Source organism: Pseudomonas sp. PHC1 (genome assembly GCF_046487845.1).
Taxonomy (GTDB): Bacteria; Pseudomonadota; Gammaproteobacteria; order Pseudomonadales; family Pseudomonadaceae; genus Aquipseudomonas; species Aquipseudomonas sputi.
This window is the reverse complement of sequence record NZ_JBJXHJ010000001.1, coordinates 77,829-97,389: the sequence shown is the minus strand read 5'-3', so window position 1 is coordinate 97,389 and position 19,561 is coordinate 77,829. Positions and strand designations below refer to the sequence as shown.

General features: G+C 60.6%; 20 protein-coding genes. 2 read left to right on the top strand and 18 right to left on the bottom strand.

Features of this window, described 5'->3' with window-relative positions; genetic code table 11:
- Both ACKJSM_RS00505 and leuA read left to right on the top strand, forming a co-directional pair.
- Entirely contained in the window at positions 1-822 is an 822-nt protein-coding gene (locus tag ACKJSM_RS00505) for a peptidoglycan DD-metalloendopeptidase family protein (RefSeq protein ID WP_236181236.1), read from the top strand.
- Positions 823-1,165: 343 nt separating this feature from the next.
- Positions 1,166-2,845 carry a 2-isopropylmalate synthase gene (leuA, locus tag ACKJSM_RS00500; protein ID WP_227233463.1) on the top strand — a complete coding sequence of 560 codons (1,680 nt, stop codon included), beginning with the start codon at positions 1,166-1,168 and terminating at the stop codon, positions 2,843-2,845.
- A 167-nt stretch (positions 2,846-3,012) separates the two neighbouring features.
- Here the strand turns inward: leuA and ACKJSM_RS00495 are convergent, their stop codons facing one another.
- From ACKJSM_RS00495 to ACKJSM_RS00410, 18 genes are all read right to left on the bottom strand, one after another.
- On the bottom strand, positions 3,013-3,804 hold the full coding sequence (locus tag ACKJSM_RS00495; RefSeq protein ID WP_410236376.1) for an amidohydrolase: 792 nt from the start codon (positions 3,802-3,804) through the stop codon (positions 3,013-3,015).
- A complete protein-coding gene (locus tag ACKJSM_RS00490; protein ID WP_410236375.1) occupies positions 3,792-4,940 on the bottom strand; it encodes a pyridoxal phosphate-dependent aminotransferase in 1,149 nt (382 codons plus the stop codon). Before ACKJSM_RS00490 ends, ACKJSM_RS00495 begins: the two co-directional genes overlap by 13 nt.
- A gap of 153 nt (positions 4,941-5,093) precedes the next feature.
- Positions 5,094-6,566 carry a ribosome biogenesis GTPase Der gene (gene der / locus ACKJSM_RS00485; RefSeq protein ID WP_410236374.1) on the bottom strand — a complete coding sequence of 491 codons (1,473 nt, stop codon included), beginning with the start codon at positions 6,564-6,566 and terminating at the stop codon, positions 5,094-5,096.
- Between the two features lie 136 nt (positions 6,567-6,702).
- The gene (bamB, locus tag ACKJSM_RS00480; protein ID WP_410236373.1) at positions 6,703-7,854 is read right to left on the bottom strand and encodes an outer membrane protein assembly factor BamB; all 1,152 of its coding nucleotides are present in this window, start codon (positions 7,852-7,854) and stop codon (positions 6,703-6,705) included.
- Positions 7,847-8,488, bottom strand: coding sequence for a tetratricopeptide repeat protein (locus ACKJSM_RS00475; RefSeq protein WP_011335807.1), 642 nt, complete (start codon positions 8,486-8,488; stop codon positions 7,847-7,849). The genes bamB and ACKJSM_RS00475 overlap by 8 nt, the downstream gene beginning before the upstream one ends.
- 41 nt (positions 8,489-8,529) lie before the next feature.
- Complete coding sequence (gene hisS, locus ACKJSM_RS00470) at positions 8,530-9,819, bottom strand: histidine--tRNA ligase (protein WP_236181231.1); 1,290 nt, start codon at positions 9,817-9,819, stop codon at positions 8,530-8,532.
- Positions 9,820-9,841: 22 nt separating this feature from the next.
- Entirely contained in the window at positions 9,842-10,951 is a 1,110-nt protein-coding gene (gene ispG, locus ACKJSM_RS00465; protein WP_007956680.1) for a flavodoxin-dependent (E)-4-hydroxy-3-methylbut-2-enyl-diphosphate synthase, read from the bottom strand.
- 3 nt (positions 10,952-10,954) lie between these two features.
- Positions 10,955-12,028, bottom strand: a complete 1,074-nt coding sequence (locus ACKJSM_RS00460) for a RodZ domain-containing protein (protein WP_410236372.1) — start codon at positions 12,026-12,028, stop codon at positions 10,955-10,957.
- Entirely contained in the window at positions 12,028-12,786 is a 759-nt protein-coding gene (gene pilW, locus ACKJSM_RS00455) for a type IV pilus biogenesis/stability protein PilW (protein WP_236181229.1), read from the bottom strand. The genes ACKJSM_RS00460 and pilW overlap by 1 nt, the downstream gene beginning before the upstream one ends.
- A 12-nt stretch (positions 12,787-12,798) precedes the next feature.
- Entirely contained in the window at positions 12,799-13,947 is a 1,149-nt protein-coding gene (gene rlmN / locus ACKJSM_RS00450) for a 23S rRNA (adenine(2503)-C(2))-methyltransferase RlmN (protein ID WP_064383910.1), read from the bottom strand.
- Between the two features lie 28 nt (positions 13,948-13,975).
- Positions 13,976-14,401, bottom strand: coding sequence for a nucleoside-diphosphate kinase (gene ndk, locus ACKJSM_RS00445; protein WP_039765715.1), 426 nt, complete (start codon positions 14,399-14,401; stop codon positions 13,976-13,978).
- An 88-nt stretch (positions 14,402-14,489) separates the two neighbouring features.
- Positions 14,490-14,690, bottom strand: coding sequence for a Fe-S cluster assembly protein IscX (iscX, locus tag ACKJSM_RS00440; RefSeq protein WP_027619659.1), 201 nt, complete (start codon positions 14,688-14,690; stop codon positions 14,490-14,492).
- Between the two features lie 14 nt (positions 14,691-14,704).
- The gene (fdx, locus tag ACKJSM_RS00435; protein WP_007956685.1) at positions 14,705-15,046 is read right to left on the bottom strand and encodes an ISC system 2Fe-2S type ferredoxin; all 342 of its coding nucleotides are present in this window, start codon (positions 15,044-15,046) and stop codon (positions 14,705-14,707) included.
- Positions 15,046-16,911: a Fe-S protein assembly chaperone HscA gene (gene hscA / locus ACKJSM_RS00430; protein WP_410236371.1), complete on the bottom strand. Its 1,866-nt coding sequence runs from the start codon at positions 16,909-16,911 to the stop codon at positions 15,046-15,048. The genes fdx and hscA overlap by 1 nt, the downstream gene beginning before the upstream one ends.
- A gap of 51 nt (positions 16,912-16,962) precedes the next feature.
- On the bottom strand, positions 16,963-17,484 hold the full coding sequence (gene hscB / locus ACKJSM_RS00425) for a co-chaperone HscB (protein ID WP_236181228.1): 522 nt from the start codon (positions 17,482-17,484) through the stop codon (positions 16,963-16,965).
- Between the two features lie 8 nt (positions 17,485-17,492).
- The gene (gene iscA / locus ACKJSM_RS00420) at positions 17,493-17,816 is read right to left on the bottom strand and encodes an iron-sulfur cluster assembly protein IscA (protein WP_003227904.1); all 324 of its coding nucleotides are present in this window, start codon (positions 17,814-17,816) and stop codon (positions 17,493-17,495) included.
- 34 nt (positions 17,817-17,850) lie between these two features.
- Positions 17,851-18,237, bottom strand: a complete 387-nt coding sequence (iscU, locus tag ACKJSM_RS00415; protein WP_003227907.1) for a Fe-S cluster assembly scaffold IscU — start codon at positions 18,235-18,237, stop codon at positions 17,851-17,853.
- A gap of 101 nt (positions 18,238-18,338) precedes the next feature.
- Entirely contained in the window at positions 18,339-19,553 is a 1,215-nt protein-coding gene (locus ACKJSM_RS00410) for an IscS subfamily cysteine desulfurase (RefSeq protein ID WP_064599246.1), read from the bottom strand.
- Positions 19,554-19,561 lie beyond the last annotated feature (8 nt).

Below are 19,561 nucleotides of genomic sequence, written 5' to 3'. Positions count from 1 at the left end.
ATGCCGCGCTTTCTCGCTCCGCTGCTGTTGCTGTGCCTGACCTTCAACGCCCACGCCGACAGTTACATCACCCGCCTGCTGAACAAACCGGTGCCGGGCGGCGTGGCTGTCATTGATCTGGGCAGCGCCGCGCAAGCGCCGAAAGCCACGTATCAGGGCAAACCGGTGCTGGTGGTCAGGGAACAGAACAACTGGCTGGCGATTGTCGGCATTGCGCTGACCGTCAAACCCGGCGTTCAGCAGATCAGCAGTGGCAACCGCAACCTCAACTTCAGCGTCGGCAACAAGAAGTACCCGGAACAGCACATCACCCTGAAGAACACCCAGCAGGTCAATCCGAACCCGGCCAACCTCAAGCGCATCGAGGGCGAACTGGCCGAGCAGATCAAGGCCTACCGCAGCTTCAGCCCGAACACACCGAGCAACCTGTTGCTGGACAAGCCGGTCAACGGGCCGCTGTCGAGCAAGTTCGGCGTGCGCCGCTTCTTCAACGGTGAAGAGCGCAATCCGCACGCAGGTCTGGACTTCGCGGTACCGGCGGGCACGCCGATCAAGACCCCGGCGGCAGGCAAGGTGATCCTGATCGGCAATTACTTTTTCAATGGCAACACGGTGTTCGTCGATCACGGCCAGGGTTTCATCAGCATGTTCTGCCATATGTCGAAGATTGATGTGCAGAACGGCCAGCAACTGGCGCGGGGCGCGGTGGTGGGCAAGGTGGGGGCCACAGGTCGGGCGACCGGGCCGCACATGCACTGGAACATCAGTCTGAACGATGCGCGGGTCGATCCAGCGATTTTCATTGGTGCATTCCAGCCTTGATTTCAGGCTGAAGACTCTCCGGCAGGGATTGCGCACGACGAATGCTCCGCGCAATCCCCGCCAACAATTACCGCCATATCAAGAATAAAATCTCGGAAAAAACCGCTTTCCGGGTATTCCTCTCAATTTTTTTCGACTGCTTGCCATCCTCATCCCCCGCGGTTAGGGTTGAAGGCATGAAAACCTCTCACACCCTCATTCAGCTTCGCCAGCACCGCAGCCTGTGCCTCGTCAGCGCACGACTGCCGGGCTGAATCGCTGCGCCTCGTCCCACGCTTTTCCAAGAACGTTCGTTCCACCGGCAGGCCGCCTCTTTTCGGCCCAGACAATAAGGAATTTCCCGATGAGCATGCTCAAAGACCCGTCTTCGAAATACCGCGCGTTTCCTGTGATCAACCTGCCGGATCGTACCTGGCCGTCGAAAACCATCGATGCCGCGCCGATCTGGTGCAGCTCCGACCTGCGTGATGGCAACCAGTCGCTGATCGAGCCGATGGATGCGGTGAAAAAGCTGCGTTTCTGGAAAACCCTGGTGCAGGTGGGCGTGAAGGAAATCGAGGCGTCGTTCCCGGCCGCTTCGCAAACCGACTTCGACTTCGTGCGCACCTTGATCGAAGACGGCCACATTCCGGACGACACCACCATCCAGGTGCTGACTCAGGGCCGTGAAGACCTGATCGAGCGCACCTTCGAATCCCTGCGCGGGGCGAAGAAAGCCATCGTTCACCTGTATAACGCCACCTCCCCTTCTTTCCGTCGCATCGTGTTCAACCAGGACAAGGACGGGATCAAGGCCATCGCCGTGAACGCCGCCAAGCTGTTCGTCAAATACGCCGCCATGCAGCCGGACACCGAGTGGACCTTCGAATACTCGCCGGAAACCTTCAGCGCCACCGAGCTGGAATTTGCCAAGGAAGTCTGTGACGCGGTGATCGAGGTCTGGAACCCGACGCCTGAGCACAAGATCATCCTCAACCTGCCAGCCACCGTTGAATGCGCGACCCCGAACGTCTACGCCGACCAGATCGAGTGGTTCCACCGCAACATCAACCGCCGTGACAGCGTGATCATCAGCCTGCACACCCACAACGACCGTGGCACCGGCGTGGCCGCCACCGAGTTGGGCCTGATGGCCGGCGCCGACCGCGTCGAAGGCTGCCTGTTCGGCAACGGCGAGCGTACCGGCAACGTCGACCTCGTCACCGTGGCACTGAACATGTACACCCAGGGCCTGGACCCGCAACTGGACTTCTCCGACATCGACGGCGTGCGCAAGGTCGTCGAAGAGTGCAACCAGATCCAGGTTCACCCACGTCACCCGTATGTCGGCGACCTGGTGCACACCGCCTTCTCCGGCTCCCACCAGGACGCGATCCGCAAGGGCTTCGCCCAGCAGAAACCCGATGCCCTGTGGGAAGTGCCGTACCTGCCGATCGACCCGGCCGACATCGGCCGCAGCTACGAGGCGGTGATCCGCGTCAACAGCCAGTCGGGCAAGGGCGGCATCGCCTACCTGCTGGAACAGGAATACGGCATCAGCCTGCCACGTCGCATGCAGATCGAATTCAGCCAGGTCGTGCAGCGTGAAACCGATCGCCTGGGTCTGGAGATGACTGCCCAGCAAATCCACGCGCTGTTGCACAGCGAATACCTGCAAGCCAACACCCCGTACGCGCTGGTCAGCCATCGCCTGCAGGAAGAAAACGGCAACAGCGCCGTCGAAGTGGAAGTGGCGAGCAAGGGTCAGGGCGAAACCAACCTGCACTGGCGCGGCAAGGGCAACGGCGCGCTGGAAGCGCTGGTGGCCGGTCTGCCGATTCCGGTGGAGATCATGGACTACAACGAACACGCCATCGGCGCGGGCACCAACGCCAAGGCGGCGGCCTACATCGAACTGCGTGTGAATGGCGAACGTGCAGTACACGGCGTGGGCATCGATGAAAACATCACCACCGCCAGCTTCAAGGCCCTGTTCAGCGCGCTGAACCGCTCGCTGAGCCAGCCGGAAGCGAAAGCGGCGTAACTACCGCTGCAACGCAAAAGGCCCCGGGGTTTGCACCCCCGGGGCCTTTTTCGTTCTGATCGCGATGATCGTTCCCACGCTCTGCGCGGGAATGCCTCAAGGGACGCAGAGCGTCACGAACTGCATTCCCACGCGGAGCGTGGGAACGATCCAGGTGACTTGGGCTATCAGGTGAACTCGAAGGTATCGGCATCCAGATTCGCCGGAAAGCGCTCGCGGTAAGCGGCAAGCGAAGCCGCTTCCAGAACCACCTTGAACACCCCGTCAGCCTCCCCCGCCGCCAGCAACGTCTCGCCCTGGAAATCCAGCACCTGACTGTCTCCGGTATACGCGAAACCCTTGCCATCGGTGCCAACCCGGTTGACCGCCGCCACATAGCACAGGTTTTCAATGGCCCGGGCCGGCAGCAACCGGTTCCAGTGCTGACGCCGTGCACCCGGCCAGTTGGCGGTGTACAGCAGCAGGTCGGTGTCCTGAGCGTCGCGGCTCCACACCGGGAAGCGCAAGTCGTAGCAAATCAGCGGCCGCACCCGCCAGCCCTTGAGTTCGAACTGCACCTGGCGCTCGCCGGGCGTGTAGTGATTGTGCTCGCCGGCCATGCGGAACAGGTGGCGCTTGTCGTAATGCAGCACTTCGCCGTCCGGTCGTGCCCACAGCAGGCGGTTGCGATGGCTGCCGTCGGCGGCCTGGATAATCACGCTGCCCGTAACGACGGCGTTCAGCTTCGCCGCCTGGGTCCTGAGCCATTTGCTGGTCGGGCCGTTTTCGGCTTCGGCCAGGGTTTCGGACTCCATGGAGAACCCGGTGGTGAACATTTCCGGCAGGATAATCAGATCGGCACCGCGCGCCTGCTCCAGCAACGCGTCGAAATGCTCGAGATTGGCCCGACGGTCATGCCAGGTCAGGCTGGTCTGGATCAGCGCCAGGTTGAGATCAGGCAACGCACTCAGATCACGCATAGTTTGGTCGCCGCTTCCCGCAGCGTCTCCTCACGTTTGGCAAAGCACAGGCGCACCAGACGCTGGCCTTCAGGTGGATCCTGGTAGAACACCGACACCGGAATACTCGCCACGCCATGCTCGCGAGTCATCCACATCGCCATCTCGACATCGTTCAGATCTGGGCGTATCTGCGAGTAATCGACCAGTTGGAAATAGGTGCCGGTGACCCGGGTGAAGCCGAATCGCGACGGCGCCAGCAGATCACAGAAAAGATCGCGCTTGGCCTGATAGAAACCCGGCAGCTCTTCGATGTGTTCCGGGTGCTCGGCCATGTAATCGGCCAGGGCGTACTGCAACGGTGTCACGCCACAGAAACTGACGTACTGATGCACCTTACGCAGCTCCGCCGTCAGGGCCGGCGGTGCCACGACGTAGCCGGTTTTCCAGCCGGTGACGTGATAGGTCTTGCCGAACGAGCTGACCACGAAGGCGCGCTGATACAGCTCTTCATGGGCCAGTACGCTGACATGCGGCACGCCGTCGAACACAAGGTGTTCGTAGACTTCGTCGCTGATCACGTAGATGTCGCGGTCGCGGATCAACGCCGCCAGTTGATCCAGCTCGGCACGACTGATCAGCGCACCGCTCGGGTTGTGCGGGGTGTTGAGGATAATCATCCGCGTGCGTGGGCTCAGGGCTGCGCTGAGCTTTTCGAAGTCGATGGAGAAATCCTTCAGCCCAAGCTGCACATGCACGCAGCGCCCACCGGCCAGTTCCACCGATGGCTCGTAGCTGTCGTAGGCCGGGTCGAACACGATGACTTCGTCGCCGCTGTGGATAACCGCCTGGATCGCACAGAAAATCGCTTGGGTCGCGCCAGGGGTCACGGTCACTTCATTGTCGGCATCGACGTTGACGCCATAACTGCGGGCGATCTTCGCCGCGATCTGCTGACGCAGCGTCGGCAGGCCGGTCATGGGCGAATACTGGTTGTGACCGCTGGCGATGTGTCGACCGACCGCGTCGCGCAGTGCCTGCGGGCCGTCGAAATCGGGAAAACCCTGGGAAAGGTTGATCGCTCCGGTCTGCGCCGCGAGCTGAGACATCTGCGTGAAAATAGTGATGCCGACATTCGGCAGCTTGCTGGTGATCATCGGGAGCCCCTTGCAGGTGAGCTGCAAGTTTCAAGCTGCAAGCGACAAGTTTCAAGCATCAATCCATCGCCCACAAAAAAGGGCTCTGAACAGAGCCCTCTTTGCTTCCGCGTTGACTTGAAGCTTGCAGCTGGAAACTCGCAGCGGCTCTTTTTACTTCTTGTCGCGGCGTTTTTTGTCGGCTTTCTTGTGGTGCGACATCAAGCGACGCTTCTTGTTGACCTGACGGTCGGTCAGCGTGTTCTTGTTGCCTTCGTACGGGTTCTCGCCGCCCTTGAACTCGATCCGGATCGGCGTACCGACCAGTTTGAGCACACGGCGGTAAGTGTTTTCCAGATAGCGCACGTACGACTTCGGCACTTTCTCGATCTGGTTGCCGTGGATCACGATGATCGGCGGGTTCGCCCCCCCCAGGTGAGCGTATCGCAGCTTGATCCGGCGGCTGTTGACCATCGGCGGCTGGTGCTCGCTGACCGCGTCTTCGAGAATCTGCGTCAGGCGGCTGGTCGGCCAGCGGGTGACCGCGGACTTGAACGAGTTCTGCACCGAGGCGTAGAGGTTGCCCACGCCCGTGCCGTGCAAAGCCGAGATGAAGTGAATATCGGCGTAATCGACGAAGAACAGACGACGTTGCAGCTCGACCTTCACGTAGTCGCGCTCGCTCGGGGTCATGCCGTCCCACTTGTTGATCGCGATCACCAGCGCACGCCCCGCCTCGATGGCAAAGCCCAGCAGGTTGAGGTCGTGATCGACCACGCCTTCGCGGGCGTCCATCACGAAGATCACCACGTTGGCGTCTTTGATCGCCTGCAGGGTTTTGACCACGGAGAATTTTTCGACTTCTTCGTGGATCTTGCCGCGCTTGCGCACACCGGCGGTGTCGATCAGCGTGTACTTCTCGTCGTTACGCTCGAACGGGATGTAGATACTGTCGCGGGTGGTGCCGGGCTGGTCGTAGACGATTACCCGATCTTCACCGAGCATGCGGTTGACCAGGGTCGACTTGCCGACGTTCGGACGGCCGATGATGGCAATCTTGATTCCGTCTTTTTCGCTCGGGCCAGGAATGCGCTTGGCTTCCTCGCCTTCGGCGACCACTTCTTCCTCTTCACCTTCCGCCGGCTCGTCATCATCACGCGGGAAGTCGCTCAGGGCAGCTTCCAGCAGTTGAGTGATGCCACGACCGTGGGCGCCGGCGATCGGGATCGCGTGGCCCATGCCCAGCGGGGAGAATTCGGCGCGGGCCATTTCCGGGTCGATGTTGTCGACCTTGTTGGCCACCACATGGGAACGCTTGTTACGTTTGCGCAAGTGTTCGGCGATCATCTGGTCGGCGGCAGTGAAACCGGCCTTGGCATCTACCAGGAACAGAACGACATCCGCTTCTTCGATGGCCAGCAGCGACTGCTCAGCCATTTTTTCGTCCATACCATGCTCGTCACCGGAGATACCGCCGGTGTCGATCAGAATGTAGGAACGCCCTTGCCACTTGGCCTCACCGTACTGGCGATCACGGGTCAGACCGGACAAGTCGCCGACAATGGCGTCGCGAGTCCTGGTCAGGCGGTTGAACAAGGTGGACTTGCCGACGTTCGGTCGGCCCACCAGGGCGATTACGGGAACCATGCGGCTCTCCACTTCGTTATTTCAGAAAATACAAAAGCCGCTGCGAGGCAGCGGCTGGTGCTCGGGGCAACACCCGTGGGTGCTGCAAACCCTGCAGAAGCAAGGCCGCCTGGGGAGTTAACCCCAAGCATAGTTGTTACTTGATGGTCAGGGCTTCCAGTTTGCCGCTGTTGCCATACACATAAATCGTGTCACCCACCACCAGCGGACGGGCACGCAGGCCGTCGCTGTCGATGCGCTCGCGGCCGACGAATCGACCGTCCACCTGACTCAGCAGGTGCAGGTAACCTTCCATGTCACCGACTGCAACGTAGCTGGAGAACACTTCCGGCGCCGACAGTTGACGACGGGCCAGCGAGTCGTTGCTCCACAGGGCCGTGGTAGAACGCTCGTCGACGCCTTCAACGGTGCCCGACGACAGGCTTACGTAGACGTTGCCGAAACCCTGGGCAACACCGGCGTAGCTCGACGCGTCGCGCTGCCAGAGTTGACGGCCGCTTTCCAGATCCAGTGCCGCAACGCGACCCTGATAGCTGGCAACGTACAGGGTACCGCCGGACAGCAGCAGACCGCCGTCGATGTCGACCACGCGCTCCAGCTCCGAACGACCTTGTGGAATCGCGATCCGCTGTTCCCAGACCGGCACGCCGTTGGAAATGTCCAGAGCGACCACTTTACCGGTCGACAGGCCAGCCACCGCGAGGCGGTTGGTGACGATCGGTGCGCTGGTGCCGCGCAGGGTCAGTACGGCCGGCGTGCTGTCATACACCCAACGCTGATTGCCGGTGGACGCGTCCAGACCGATCAGGCGATCGTCCTGGGTCTGAACCACCACCACGTCACCGTTGTTGGCCGGTGGCGCAAGAACTTCGCTGTTGACGCGCGAGCGCCACTTCTCTTCACCGTTGATGGCGTCGAGGGCAACGACTTCACCGCGCAGGGTACCGACCATGACCAGACCGTAACCCACGCCAACGGCGCCGGACACAGGCAGTTCGAGGTCTTTCTTCCATTTCACGTCGCCGTTGCCGCGATCCAGGCCCATCACGATACCGGTCACGTCGGCCGCGTAGATGGTGTCACCGTCGATCGCCGGCACCAGCATGTTGTAGGTTTCACCCTGACCGTCACCGATCGAGCGGCTCCACTGCTTGTGCAGGACCACTTCTTCCTTGAAGTCGGTCAGCTCGGCCGGTGGCAGTTCTTTTTTGCTGTTGCTGCTGCAACCCGCGGCCAGAATGGCCAGAGCCAGCAATGCTGCATGCTTCCAACGGATCACGTCACGCATCCCCTTTGGCCAGGTCGTCCAGCTTGATTTGAAGGCCACCGACCGCCGCTTCATCCGACAGTGCCGCCTTGGCTTTTTGATACGCCGCGTTCGCTTCGTCGGTACGGCCCAGTTGCACCAGCAGGTCGCCCTTGAGTTCTTCGCGAGTGGCCAGGAACGACTTGTCGGCATCGCCTTCGAGCAGTTTCAGGGCTTCATCGGCCTTGTTCTGTGCGCCCAATACCTGCGCCAGACGCTGACGGGCGATTTCGCCCAGCGCCGGGTTGGCCGGTTTGGCCACGATGGCCTTGAGTTCGGTCGCCGCGTCGTCCAGCTTGCCGCTGTCGACCGCGACCTTGGCCACGAACAGGCTGCCGTACTGCGCGTACGCAGAACCGCCGAATTCGCTGTTGAGCTTGCCGGCCAGATCCGCAACGCGCGCGGCGTCAGGCTTGCCGTCCGGGGTCAGCGTGGTTTCCAGCAATTGCTGATAGAGCACCGAGGCGCCTTGCGACTGGTTGCTCTGATACTTGTGATAAGCCTGCCAGCCGAACACGATGACCAGCGCCAACAGGCCGCCGGTGACCAGAGGTTTGCCGTTGCGTGTCCACCAGTCCTTCAAATCCGCCAACTGTTCGTCTTCGGTACTCGACACCCCAATACTCCTTAATCGCTAAATCGGCTGTTTGGACAGCTTCAACCCTGCACGACGCAGGTGGCCAGGTGTGCAGCGAGGGCATCCCAGGCAATGCTTTGTTGTTCGCCCTGGCCACGCAGGGGTTTGAAACCTACCACTTGCTGGGCCATTTCGTCGTCACCGAGGATCAGTGCGTACAACGCACCGCTCTTGTCGGCTTTCTTGAACTGGCTCTTGAAGCTGCCGGCGCCGGCATTGACTTGCAGGCGCAGGTTGGGCAGTTGGTCGCGTACCCGCTCGGCCAGGGCCAGACCGGCCAGCTCCGCTTCTTCACCGAAGGCGCAGAGATAGACGTCGACCTGACGGGAGATTTCTTCCGGGATCTGCTCCAGGGTTTCCAGCAGCAGCACCAGACGCTCGATGCCCATGGCGAAACCGACGCCCGGGGTCGGCTTGCCGCCCATCTGCTCGACCAGACCGTCATAGCGCCCACCCGCGCAGACGGTGCCCTGGGCGCCGAGCTTGTCGGTGACCCATTCGAATACGGTTTTGCTGTAGTAATCCAGACCACGCACCAGCTTCGGGTTGAGCACGTAAGGAATGCCGACGGCATCCAGACGGGCCTTCAGGCCTTCGAAGTGGGCACGGGATTCGTCATCCAGGTAGTCGGCCATTTTCGGCGCATCGACCAGCACGGCCTGGGTGTCGGCATTTTTGGTGTCGAGCACACGCAGCGGGTTGGTTTTCAGGCGACGCTGGCTGTCTTCGTCCAGTTTGTCGTGGTGCGCCGAGAGGTACTCGACCAGCGCCTCACGATAACGGGCGCGGGACTCGCTGGTGCCGAGGCTGTTGAGCTCAAGCTTGACCGCATCACGGATGCCCAGCTCGCCCCACAGGCGCCAGGTCAGCACGATCAGTTCGGCGTCGATGTCCGGACCGTCGAGGTTGAACACTTCCAGACCGATCTGGTGGAACTGACGATAACGGCCTTTCTGCGGACGCTCGTGACGGAACATCGGGCCGATGTACCAAAGCTTCTGCACCTGACCACCGCCGGTGATGCCGTGCTCGAGCACTGCACGCACGCACGCGGCCGTGCCCTCCGGACGCAGGGTCAGGGAGTCGCCGTTGCGGTCGTCGAAGGTGTACATCTCTTTTTCGACGATGTCGGTCACTTCACCGATCGAGCGTTTGAACAGCTCGGTGAACTCGACGATCGGCATGCGGATCTGCTTGTAACCGTAGTTGTCCAGCAGACGCGAAACGGTGCCTTCGAAATAGCGCCATACCGGCGTCTGTTCCGGCAGGATGTCGTTCATGCCACGAATGGCTTGCAGAGACTTGCTCACAGAAATTCCTTAATTCGTTCGATCAGCCGCGCGCGATAACCGCTGCGTCAGCTTCGACCTTCTCGGCCGCTTTCTCGCGGATCAGCTTTTCCAGCTCGTCCACCAGATTGTCATTCGTCAGCTTCTGCGACGGCTTGCCGTCGATGTAAATCAGGTTCGGCGTACCGCCGGTCAAGCCGATATGGGCTTCCTTGGCTTCGCCGGGGCCGTTGACCACACAACCGATCACCGCGACATCCAGCGGTACCAGCAGGTCTTCAAGGCGCCCTTCCAGCTCGTTCATGGTCTTGACCACATCGAAGTTCTGCCGCGAGCAGCTCGGGCAGGCGATGAAGTTGATGCCACGGGAACGCAGATGCAAAGACTTGAGAATGTCGTAACCGACCTTCACTTCCTCGACCGGGTCGGCCGCCAGCGAGATGCGGATAGTATCGCCAATCCCCTCGGCGAGCAGCATACCTAGGCCCACGGCGGATTTCACTGTACCGGAGCGCAATCCACCGGCTTCGGTGATGCCCAGGTGCAGCGGCTGAACGATTTCCTTGGCCAGCAGACGGTAGGCTTCGACGGCCATGAACACGTCAGAAGCCTTCACGCTGACCTTGAAGTCCTGGAAATTCAGGCGTTCGAGGTGCTCGACGTGGCGCAGGGCGGACTCGACCAGCGCGGCCGGGGTCGGCTCGCCGTATTTCTTCTGCAGGTCCTTTTCCAGGGAACCGGCGTTGACGCCGATGCGGATCGGGATCCCGCGGTCACGGGCGGCATCGACCACCGCACGCACGCGGTCTTCGCGACCGATGTTGCCCGGGTTGATGCGCAGGCAGTCCACACCCAGTTCGGCCACTCGCAAAGCGATCTTGTAGTCGAAGTGGATGTCGGCAACCAATGGCACCTTGACCAGTTGCTTGATCTTGCCGAACGCCTCGGCGGCGTCCATGTCCGGCACCGAAACGCGGACGATGTCGACGCCGGCGGCTTCCAGACGGTTGATCTGCGCGACGGTGGCAGCGACGTCATTGGTGTCGCTGTTGGTCATGCTTTGCACGGCGATAGGGGCATCGCCGCCCACGGGCACGTTACCGACCCAGATCTTGCGCGATTCGCGACGTTTGATTGGAGATTCGCCGTGCATGACTTATTGACCCAACTTCAGGCGAGCAGTCTCGCCATTGGTGAACGGAGCGACATCGACCGGCTGGCCGTTGTAGCTGACCTGCGCGCCACGGGCAACGCCCAGACGCACGGCAAACGGTGGTTTGCCGACGACAGACAGGCTGTCGCCCTTGCGCTTGAGGCCGCTGTAAAGAACCTTGCCGCTGCCATCGGTCACCTGCGTCCAGCAATCGGCGATGAACTGCACCTGAACCTGGCCTTGACCTGCAGCCGGAGCAACTGGCGCTGTCGGCGCGGGCGCAGCGACGGCCGGGGTTGCCGGGGTTGCCGGGGCAGTGACGGTCAGTGCAGGCGCAGCCGGAGCGGCAGGCGCCGGATTCGCAGGAGCAGCAACCACAGGCGCTGGCGTATGAACCGGTGCAGCCGGAGTAGCGGCTGGCGCAGCAGGCGCCGGAGCAACCGGTGCGGTCGCTGGAGCTGCGGCTGCGGCCTCGGTCTCGGCACCGGTCGATTCAGCCGTGGTTTCCGATTGAGGCAGCGCCAGAGCCGTCGAGCCCTCGGCTTCGCCTTCCGCGACGGCCTGATCTTCAGGCTCGTCCAGCGGATGAATCTGGGTCGTGCCGTCGGCGCCTTCGACTTCGACGTGCTCCGGCGCCAGGCCGATCAGGTCCCTGGTACGCTGCGAGGTCTGATCCTGCCACCAGACGAAACCACCGCCAATCACCGCAATCAGCAGCAACAGGCTGACGATACGCAAAATGGTGTGGGAAACCCGTACCGGCTCTTCGATACGACCCAGGGCGTGGACATTGCTGCCTTGGGAATCGGTGCCCGTGGACTGGTCGAATTGCTGGACCAGAACGGTCTGGTCCATACCGAGCAGTTTGGCGTAGGCGCGAATGTAGCCGCGAGCAAAGGTATGCCCGGGCAACTTGTCGAACGCGCCGGCTTCAAGGTTGCTCAGGGAGGCCACAGTGAGGTTGAGCTTGAGGGCCACTTCGGCCAGCGACCAGCCATTGCTTTCGCGGGCCTGGCGCAGGGTCTCACCGGGGTTAACGCGATTCGCTGCTACAACTTCGGGATGCGCCGCTTTCATCATTGCTCCGACAGGTATTGCTGATATTCCGGCGTACCGGGATAGAGTCGTTTTAATTGCAGGCCGGCACTGGCGGCCTTGTCGCGATCTTCAAATACTTTTGCCAACCGAACGGCGAGCAACAGACTACGTGCATTTTGCTCGGAGAGCTGGCTGAAACGATCGTAATAGTCACGCGCGGGCACATAATGCCTGTCTTCGAATGACAACTCAGCCATTTCCAGCAATGCCCGCGGTTGCTGACGGTTCAAACGCAACGCTTTTTCCAGCTGCTGTTGCGCCAGATCACGCTGCCCGAGCTTGGCCGCCGTCATGCCGAGGTTCTCGAACACCCGCGAACGCTCAGGATACAGGGTATCGGCGGCCGCCTGTTCAAAACGCTCGTAGGCTTCCTTGTAACGCTGTTCTTCGTAGAGAAAACTGCCGTAATTGTTGAGGATGCGCGCATCGGCGGGACGGGAGGACAAAGCCTTGCGGAAGTGTTCGTCAGCCAGTTCTGGTTCCATTTCGGCCTGAAAAACCAGCCCCAGCGCGGCATTGGCGTCGGGATCCGAGCCGTCCAGCTCCAGGGCTTTCTTCAGTGGAACCTTGGCCCGCTCGCTCATACCCTGCTGCAAGTATCCCAGCCCCAGCTGCACGTAGGCAGCCCGCGCTTCGTCACGGCCCTTGCTGGTCTTCATCGGGTTGTAGTCACCCGACAGGACACAACCAGCACACAGGCTGGCCAACAGCAACAGCAGCGCAAAGCGCAGGGACATAGAGATCCTCTCTTAGTTAGTGTTCGCGGCGTTCTGTGCCAGATCGCTGTCGGCGCTCAATTCGCGCACGGCGATGTAACGTTCGCTGCGACGGGTGCGATCCAGCACCTGCCCTACCAATTGACCACAAGCCGCATCAATGTCTTCACCGCGAGTGGTGCGCACGGTGACGTTGAAACCGGCCTGGTGAAGCTGATCCTGGAACCGGCGGATGGCGTTGTTGCTCGGCCGCTCGTACCCGGAATGCGGGAACGGGTTGAACGGAATCAGGTTGATCTTGCACGGAATATCTTTGAGCAGCTCGATCATTTCCACGGCGTGCTCAAGCTTGTCATTGACGTCCTTGAGCAACGTGTACTCGATGGTCAGCACACGTTTTTCGCCAAGGGCGGACATGTAGCGCTGGCACGACTCGAGCAGCATCTTAAGCGGATATTTCTTGTTGATCGGCACCAATTGGTTACGCAATGCGTCATTCGGTGCGTGCAGGGACAACGCCAGGGACACGTCGATGTGCTTGGCCAGCTCATCGATCATCGGCACCACACCCGACGTGGACAGGGTCACGCGGCGCTTGGAGATCCCGTAGCCCAGGTCATCCATCATCAGATGCATGGCGGCCACGACGTTGTCGAAGTTCAGCAGCGGTTCGCCCATGCCCATCATCACCACGTTGGTGATGGCGCGGTCGATGGTAGCCGGAACACTGCCGAAGGATTTGTTGGCAATCCACACCTGGCCGATGACTTCGGCGGCGGTGAGGTTGCTGTTGAAGCCTTGCTTGCCGGTGGAGCAGAAACTGCAGTCCAGGGCACAGCCTGCCTGGGACGAAACGCACAGAGTGCCGCGTTTGCCCTGGGGAATGTAAACGGTCTCGACACAGCTGCCGGACGCCACGCGCACCACCCACTTGCGGGTGCCGTCGCTGGAAATGTCCTCGCTGACCACTTCGGGACCACGGACCTCAGCAACAGCCTTGAGCTTTTCGCGCAAGGCCTTGCTGACGTTCGTCATGGCGTCGAAATCATCGACGCCAAAGTGGTGAATCCATTTCATTACCTGACCGGCACGGAAACGCTTCTCCCCGATTGAGTCGAAGAATTTTTCCATTTCCGGCTGGGTCAGACCCAGCAGGTTGGTTTTAACAGTCGATATCGTCATGGATTCACCTTCACTCTTAAGCCAATGCTTAGCGAGTGGTTACTTCAGTAGCTGCGAAGAAGTAAGCGATTTCGCGGGCAGCAGCGGCTTCGGAGTCCGAACCGTGAACAGCGTTGGCGTCGATCGATTCAGCGAAGTCGGCACGGATGGTGCCTGGAGCCGCTTCTTTAGGGTTGGTAGCGCCCATCAGCTCACGGTTGCGTGCGATGGCGTTTTCGCCTTCCAGAACCTGAACAACAACAGGACCGGAAGTCATGAAGGCAACCAGGTCGCCGAAGAAACCACGAGCACTGTGCTCAGCGTAGAAGCCTTCGGCTTCGGCTTTGGACAGTTGCTTCAGTTTCGAAGCTACAACGCGCAGGCCAGCGTCTTCGAAGCGAGTGGTGATCTTGCCGATCACGTTTTTAGCAACGGCGTCAGGCTTGATGATGGAGAAAGTACGTTGAACAGCCATGGTGTAACTCCAGAAACGGTAATTTGCGAAAAATTAAACCCGCGAATTATACGCGGGTTCTTGGGTATTGCCTAACCTGCGAGGACGATCAGTCTACTTCTTCGATCCAGAGGGCCTGAACCGCTTCCAACACTTTCTCGCCAACCCGGCCAGAGGTGTTGTCAAAGTCGGGAAGTTCCATGATCCATCGCTGCAAGTCGACGAAATTGACAGAAAGCGGATCGACATCCGGCTTGGCTTCGGCCAGCTCTTCTGCAATACGTTGAACATCATTCCAACCGTAGCTCATGACAGTCTTACCAGTCAGTGCGGCGCTTCGGCCGCATGGTTAAGCGAATATTTCGGAATTTCGACGGTGATGTCTTCTTCACCGACGATTGCCTGACACGCCAGGCGCGACTGGGCTTCCAGACCCCAGGCACGATCAAGGAAATCTTCCTCCAACTCGTCGGCTTCTTCCAGCGAGTCGAAACCCTCGCGAATGATGCAGTGACAAGTGGTGCAGGCGCAGACACCACCGCAAGCGCTTTCCATCTCGATGTGGTGTTCGTGAGCCAGTTCGAGGATCGACGTGCCGGGTGCTGCGTCGACAACCATGCCTTCAGGGCAGAACTTCTCGTGGGGCAGAAAAATGACCTGCGGCATCAGATATCCTCGATTTCATTCAGATTGCGCCCGGACAGAGCGGCTTTCACCGTCTGATCCATACGACGGGCGGCAAAAGCATCGGTCACTTGCGACAGACGCTTGGTCTGCTGCTCGATGGCATAACCATCGGTGCCCTTCATCAGTTCGGTCAGTTCCTGCACTTGCAACTCGATGACCATGCGCTCTTCGGCGTCGAGCAAACGCTCGCCATCGGCCTCAAGAGCGCCCTGCACCGCTTCGATCAGGCGCTGGGCATCGACCTGCTGCTCGCGCAAAACGCGGGCGACCTTGTCGTCATTGGCGTGCTGGAACGAATCTTTCAGCATGTTGGCGATTTCGCCGTCGGTCAGGCCATAGGACGGCTTGACTTGAATGCTGGCCTCAACGCCCGAACCCAATTCACGGGCAGAGACGCTGAGCAGACCGTCGGCGTCGACCTGGAAGGTCACGCGAATTTTCGCCGCACCGGCCACCATTGCCGGAATGCCGCGCAATTCGAAGCGAGCCAGGGAGCGGCAATCGCTGATCAGCTCACGCTCGCCCTGCAACACATGGATCGCCATGGCCGACTGGCCGTCTTTATAAGTTGTGAAATCCTGAGCGCGGGCGACCGGGATGGTGGTGTTGCGCGGAATCACCTTCTCCATCAGACCGCCCATGGTTTCCAGCCCCAGGGATAGCGGAATCACGTCGAGCAGCAGCAACTCGCCGCCATCGCGCTTGTTGCCAGCCAGGGTATCGGCCTGGATCGCAGCACCGATGGCCACCACTTGATCCGGGTCGATTTCGGTCAGCGGCTGACGGCCGAAGGCTTCGGCGACGGCTTCGCGAACACGCGGAACGCGGGTCGAACCACCGACCATGACCACGGCATGCACGTCTTCCAGCTCGACGCCTGAATCGCGGACGGCGCGGCGGCAGGCTTTCAGGCTGCGGGCAACCATTGGCTCGATCAGTGCATCGAAGGCTTCGCGGGTCAGCTGCGCTTTCCACTCACCGTAGGCAACTTCGACGCTATCAGCATCCGTCAGCGCTTCTTTGGCGGCGCAAGCGGTTTGCAAAAGGCTGCGCTGCGCGCCCGGATCGAGGTCGGCGGACAAACCGGCGCTCTCGATGATCCAGCCGGCAATCGCGTGATCGAAGTCATCGCCGCCCAGCGCACTGTCACCGCCGGTAGCCAGGACTTCAAAGACACCGCCGGTCAGGCGCAGAATCGAAATATCGAACGTGCCGCCGCCCAGGTCGTAAATGGCGACCAAACCTTCGGCATGCCGATCCAGACCGTATGCCACCGCCGCCGCAGTCGGCTCGTTGAGCAGACGCAATACGTTCAGGCCAGCGAGTTTCGCCGCATCCTTGGTGGCCTGGCGCTGAGCATCGTCGAAATACGCCGGAACGGTGATCACCGCGCCCACCAGCTCACCGCCAAGGGTGGCTTCAGCGCGCTGACGCAACACTTTCAGAATATCGGCGGAAACTTCGACCGGGCTTTTCGGGCCCTGCACGGTGTCGATGAACGGCATGTGCGATTCGCCGCCGACAAAGCGGTACGGCAGCTGATCGCCCAATTGCTTGACGTCGGACAGACCACGCCCCATCAGGCGCTTGACCGACAGCACGGTATTCAGGGGATCGGAGGATGCGGCCAGCTTGGCCGATTCGCCGACTTCGACGCGATCGGCGTGATAGCGCACGGCGGAAGGCAGGATGACCCGCCCTTCGGCATCGGCCAGCGGCTCGGAAAGACCACTGCGCAACGCAGCGACCAGCGAATTGGTAGTGCCCAAGTCGATTCCCACAGCCAGACGACGCTGGTGCGGTTGAGGACTTTGGCCGGGTTCGGCGATCTGCAGTAGGGCCATCGTGATCAGGACTTATCTGTATATCAGGCGTGCGACCGAAGCGGCACTGGGTTAATCGTCGAGGCGCTCTTCTAACTGGCGCACTTCGTAGGTGAGCTTGTCGAGGAACTGCATGCGCCGCATCAGGCGTTCGGCCTGTTCGCGTTGCGCTGCATCATCCCAACAGGCTGCGAAGCTTTCGTTGAGCTCTTCCTGCGCGGTTTTCAGGCGACGCTTGAAAGCCGCGACACCGCCCAAGTCGGCACTGTCCTGCAGGTCTTCGAGTTCTTCGCGCCATTGCATCTGCTGCAGAAGAAACTCGGGATCGTGGACGGTGACTTCCATCGGCACTTCATGCCCGCTGATGGTCAGCAGGTAGCGCGCACGCTGGGCCGGACTCTTGAGTGTCTGGTAGGCATCGTTGAGCCGCGCAGACTGTTCGAGCGCCGACCGCTGCTCGCGCTCGGAAGCATCGGCAAAGCGGTCAGGGTGAACGCCGCGCGCCAGCTCGCGATAACGCGTGGCCAACTGCTCGAGATCCAGACGAAAGCCCGGTTGCAGCTCGAATAAAGCGAAATGACAAGGAGTACCCACGACAAGCCTCAGATGTTGAAGCTTTCGCCGCAGCCACATTCACCGCGTACGTTGGGGTTGTTGAACTTGAAGCCTTCGTTCAACCCTTCCTTGACGAAATCGAGCTCGGTGCCGTCGAGGTAGGCCAGGCTTTTCGGGTCGATGATCACTTTCTCGCCGTGACTTTCGAACACCTGATCTTCTGCAACCACCTCGTCGACAAACTCCAGCACGTAGGCAAGGCCGGAACAGCCTGTGGTGCGAACACCCAGACGAATCCCTTCACCCTTGCCGCGCCCGTCGAGGGAGCGCCGCACGTGTCGAGCAGCCGCTTCTGTCATGCTGATAGCCATCGTTGACTCCTTACTCGTCGCCAAATCTTGAAAGTCAGATCAAGCCTTTCTTCTGCTTGTAATCGCGAACAGCCGCCTTGATGGCGTCTTCAGCGAGAACCGAGCAGTGGATTTTCACTGGCGGCAGGGCCAGTTCTTCGGCCAGCTGAGTGTTCTTGATGGTTTCAGCTTCGTCCAGGGTCTTGCCCTTCATCCACTCGGTAGCGAGGGAACTGGAGGCGATCGCCGAACCGCAGCCGTAGGTCTTGAACTTGGCGTCTTCGATAACGCCCTGATCGTTGACCTTGATCTGCAGACGCATCACGTCACCGCACGCCGGGGCGCCGACCATGCCGGTGCCGACGTCCGGGTCTTCGGCATTCATCTTGCCGACGTTACGCGGATTTTCGTAGTGGTCGATGACCTTTTCGCTGTAAGCCATGATTCTCAATCCTCACTCATCAGGGCCGCTCTTGAGACCCTGCAACTGCGCTGCGTAAACCGCCGCGTCGCTACAGGATCTGTATCCGGCGGCTTCTATATTTAGTGTGCCGCCCACTCGATCTTCGAGATATCGACGCCGTCTTTGTACATGTCCCACAGCGGCGACAGAGCGCGCAGCTTGGTAACGGCCTCGCAGACTTTCTGCGCGGCGTAATCGATTTCTTCTTCGGTGGTGAAGCGACCGAAGGTGAAACGGATCGAACTGTGTGCCAGTTCGTCGTTGCGACCCAAGGCGCGCAGTACGTACGAAGGCTCAAGCGACGCCGAGGTGCAGGCCGAACCGGACGAAACCGCCAGATCCTTGAGCGCCATGATCAGCGACTCGCCTTCAACGTAGTTGAAGCTCAGGTTCAGGTTGTGCGGAACGCGGGCGGTCAGGCTGCCGTTGACGTACAGCTCTTCCAGGTGCTCGACCTGCTTGTAGAAACGGTCGCTCAACGCCTTGATGCGCACGTTTTCGGCAGCCATGTCTTCCTTGGCCACACGGAACGCTTCGCCCATGCCGACGATCTGGTGAGTCGCCAGGGTGCCGGAACGCATGCCGCGCTCGTGACCGCCGCCGTGCATGGTCGCTTCGATGCGCACACGCGGCTTGCGGCTGACGTACAGCGCGCCGATGCCTTTAGGGCCATAGGTCTTGTGAGCGGAGAACGACATCATGTCGACTTTCAGTTTCTGCAGGTCGATTTCGACCTTGCCGGTGGACTGAGCGGCGTCGACGTGGAACAGGATGCCTTTGGAACGGGTCAGCTCGCCGATGGCGGCGATGTCGTTGACGGTGCCGATCTCGTTGTTCACGTGCATCACCGACACCAGGATGGTGTCTTCGCGCAGCGCGGCTTCAATCATGGCCGGGGTGATCAGGCCATCTTCGGTCGGATCGAGGTAGGTGACTTCGAAACCTTCGCGCTCCAGCTGACGCATGGTGTCGAGGACAGCCTTGTGTTCAATCTTGGAGGTGATCAGGTGCTTGCCCTTGGAGGCGTAGAAATGTGCCGCACCCTTGATTGCCAGGTTATCGGACTCGGTGGCACCGGAGGTCCAGACGATTTCACGCGGGTCGGCGTTGACCAGATCGGCCACCTGACGACGGGCGTTTTCGACGGACTCTTCGGCTTTCCAGCCGAACACGTGGGAACGGGACGCCGGGTTACCGAAGTTTCCGTCGACCAGCAGGCATTCACTCATTTTTTGCGCAACGCGCGGATCGACCGGGGTGGTCGCAGAGTAATCAAGGTAAATCGGCAATTTCATGGACTATC

Bases quoted from the DNA above. Each gene is read 5' to 3' on its own strand.
- hscA (WP_410236371.1), bottom strand. From the start codon at position 16,911: ATGGCCCTACTGCAGATCGCCGAACCCGGCCAAAGTCCTCAACCGCAC.
- iscA (WP_003227904.1), bottom strand. From the start codon at position 17,816: ATGGCTATCAGCATGACAGAAGCGGCTGCTCGACACGTGCGGCGCTCC.
- ndk (WP_039765715.1), bottom strand. From the start codon at position 14,401: ATGGCTGTTCAACGTACTTTCTCCATCATCAAGCCTGACGCCGTTGCT.
- iscU (WP_003227907.1), bottom strand. From the start codon at position 18,237: ATGGCTTACAGCGAAAAGGTCATCGACCACTACGAAAATCCGCGTAAC.
- bamB (WP_410236373.1), bottom strand. From the start codon at position 7,854: ATGCGTGACGTGATCCGTTGGAAGCATGCAGCATTGCTGGCTCTGGCC.
- leuA (WP_227233463.1), top strand. From the start codon at position 1,166: ATGAGCATGCTCAAAGACCCGTCTTCGAAATACCGCGCGTTTCCTGTG.
- ACKJSM_RS00410 (WP_064599246.1), bottom strand. From the start codon at position 19,553: ATGAAATTGCCGATTTACCTTGATTACTCTGCGACCACCCCGGTCGAT.
- iscX (WP_027619659.1), bottom strand. From the start codon at position 14,690: ATGAGCTACGGTTGGAATGATGTTCAACGTATTGCAGAAGAGCTGGCC.
- ACKJSM_RS00460 (WP_410236372.1), bottom strand. From the start codon at position 12,028: ATGAAAGCGGCGCATCCCGAAGTTGTAGCAGCGAATCGCGTTAACCCC.
- pilW (WP_236181229.1), bottom strand. From the start codon at position 12,786: ATGTCCCTGCGCTTTGCGCTGCTGTTGCTGTTGGCCAGCCTGTGTGCT.
- ispG (WP_007956680.1), bottom strand. From the start codon at position 10,951: ATGCACGGCGAATCTCCAATCAAACGTCGCGAATCGCGCAAGATCTGG.
- ACKJSM_RS00495 (WP_410236376.1), bottom strand. From the start codon at position 3,804: ATGCGTGATCTGAGTGCGTTGCCTGATCTCAACCTGGCGCTGATCCAG.
- rlmN (WP_064383910.1), bottom strand. From the start codon at position 13,947: ATGACGATATCGACTGTTAAAACCAACCTGCTGGGTCTGACCCAGCCG.
- der (WP_410236374.1), bottom strand. From the start codon at position 6,566: ATGGTTCCCGTAATCGCCCTGGTGGGCCGACCGAACGTCGGCAAGTCC.
- ACKJSM_RS00505 (WP_236181236.1), top strand. From the start codon at position 1: ATGCCGCGCTTTCTCGCTCCGCTGCTGTTGCTGTGCCTGACCTTCAAC.
- ACKJSM_RS00490 (WP_410236375.1), bottom strand. From the start codon at position 4,940: ATGATCACCAGCAAGCTGCCGAATGTCGGCATCACTATTTTCACGCAG.
- fdx (WP_007956685.1), bottom strand. From the start codon at position 15,046: ATGCCGCAGGTCATTTTTCTGCCCCACGAGAAGTTCTGCCCTGAAGGC.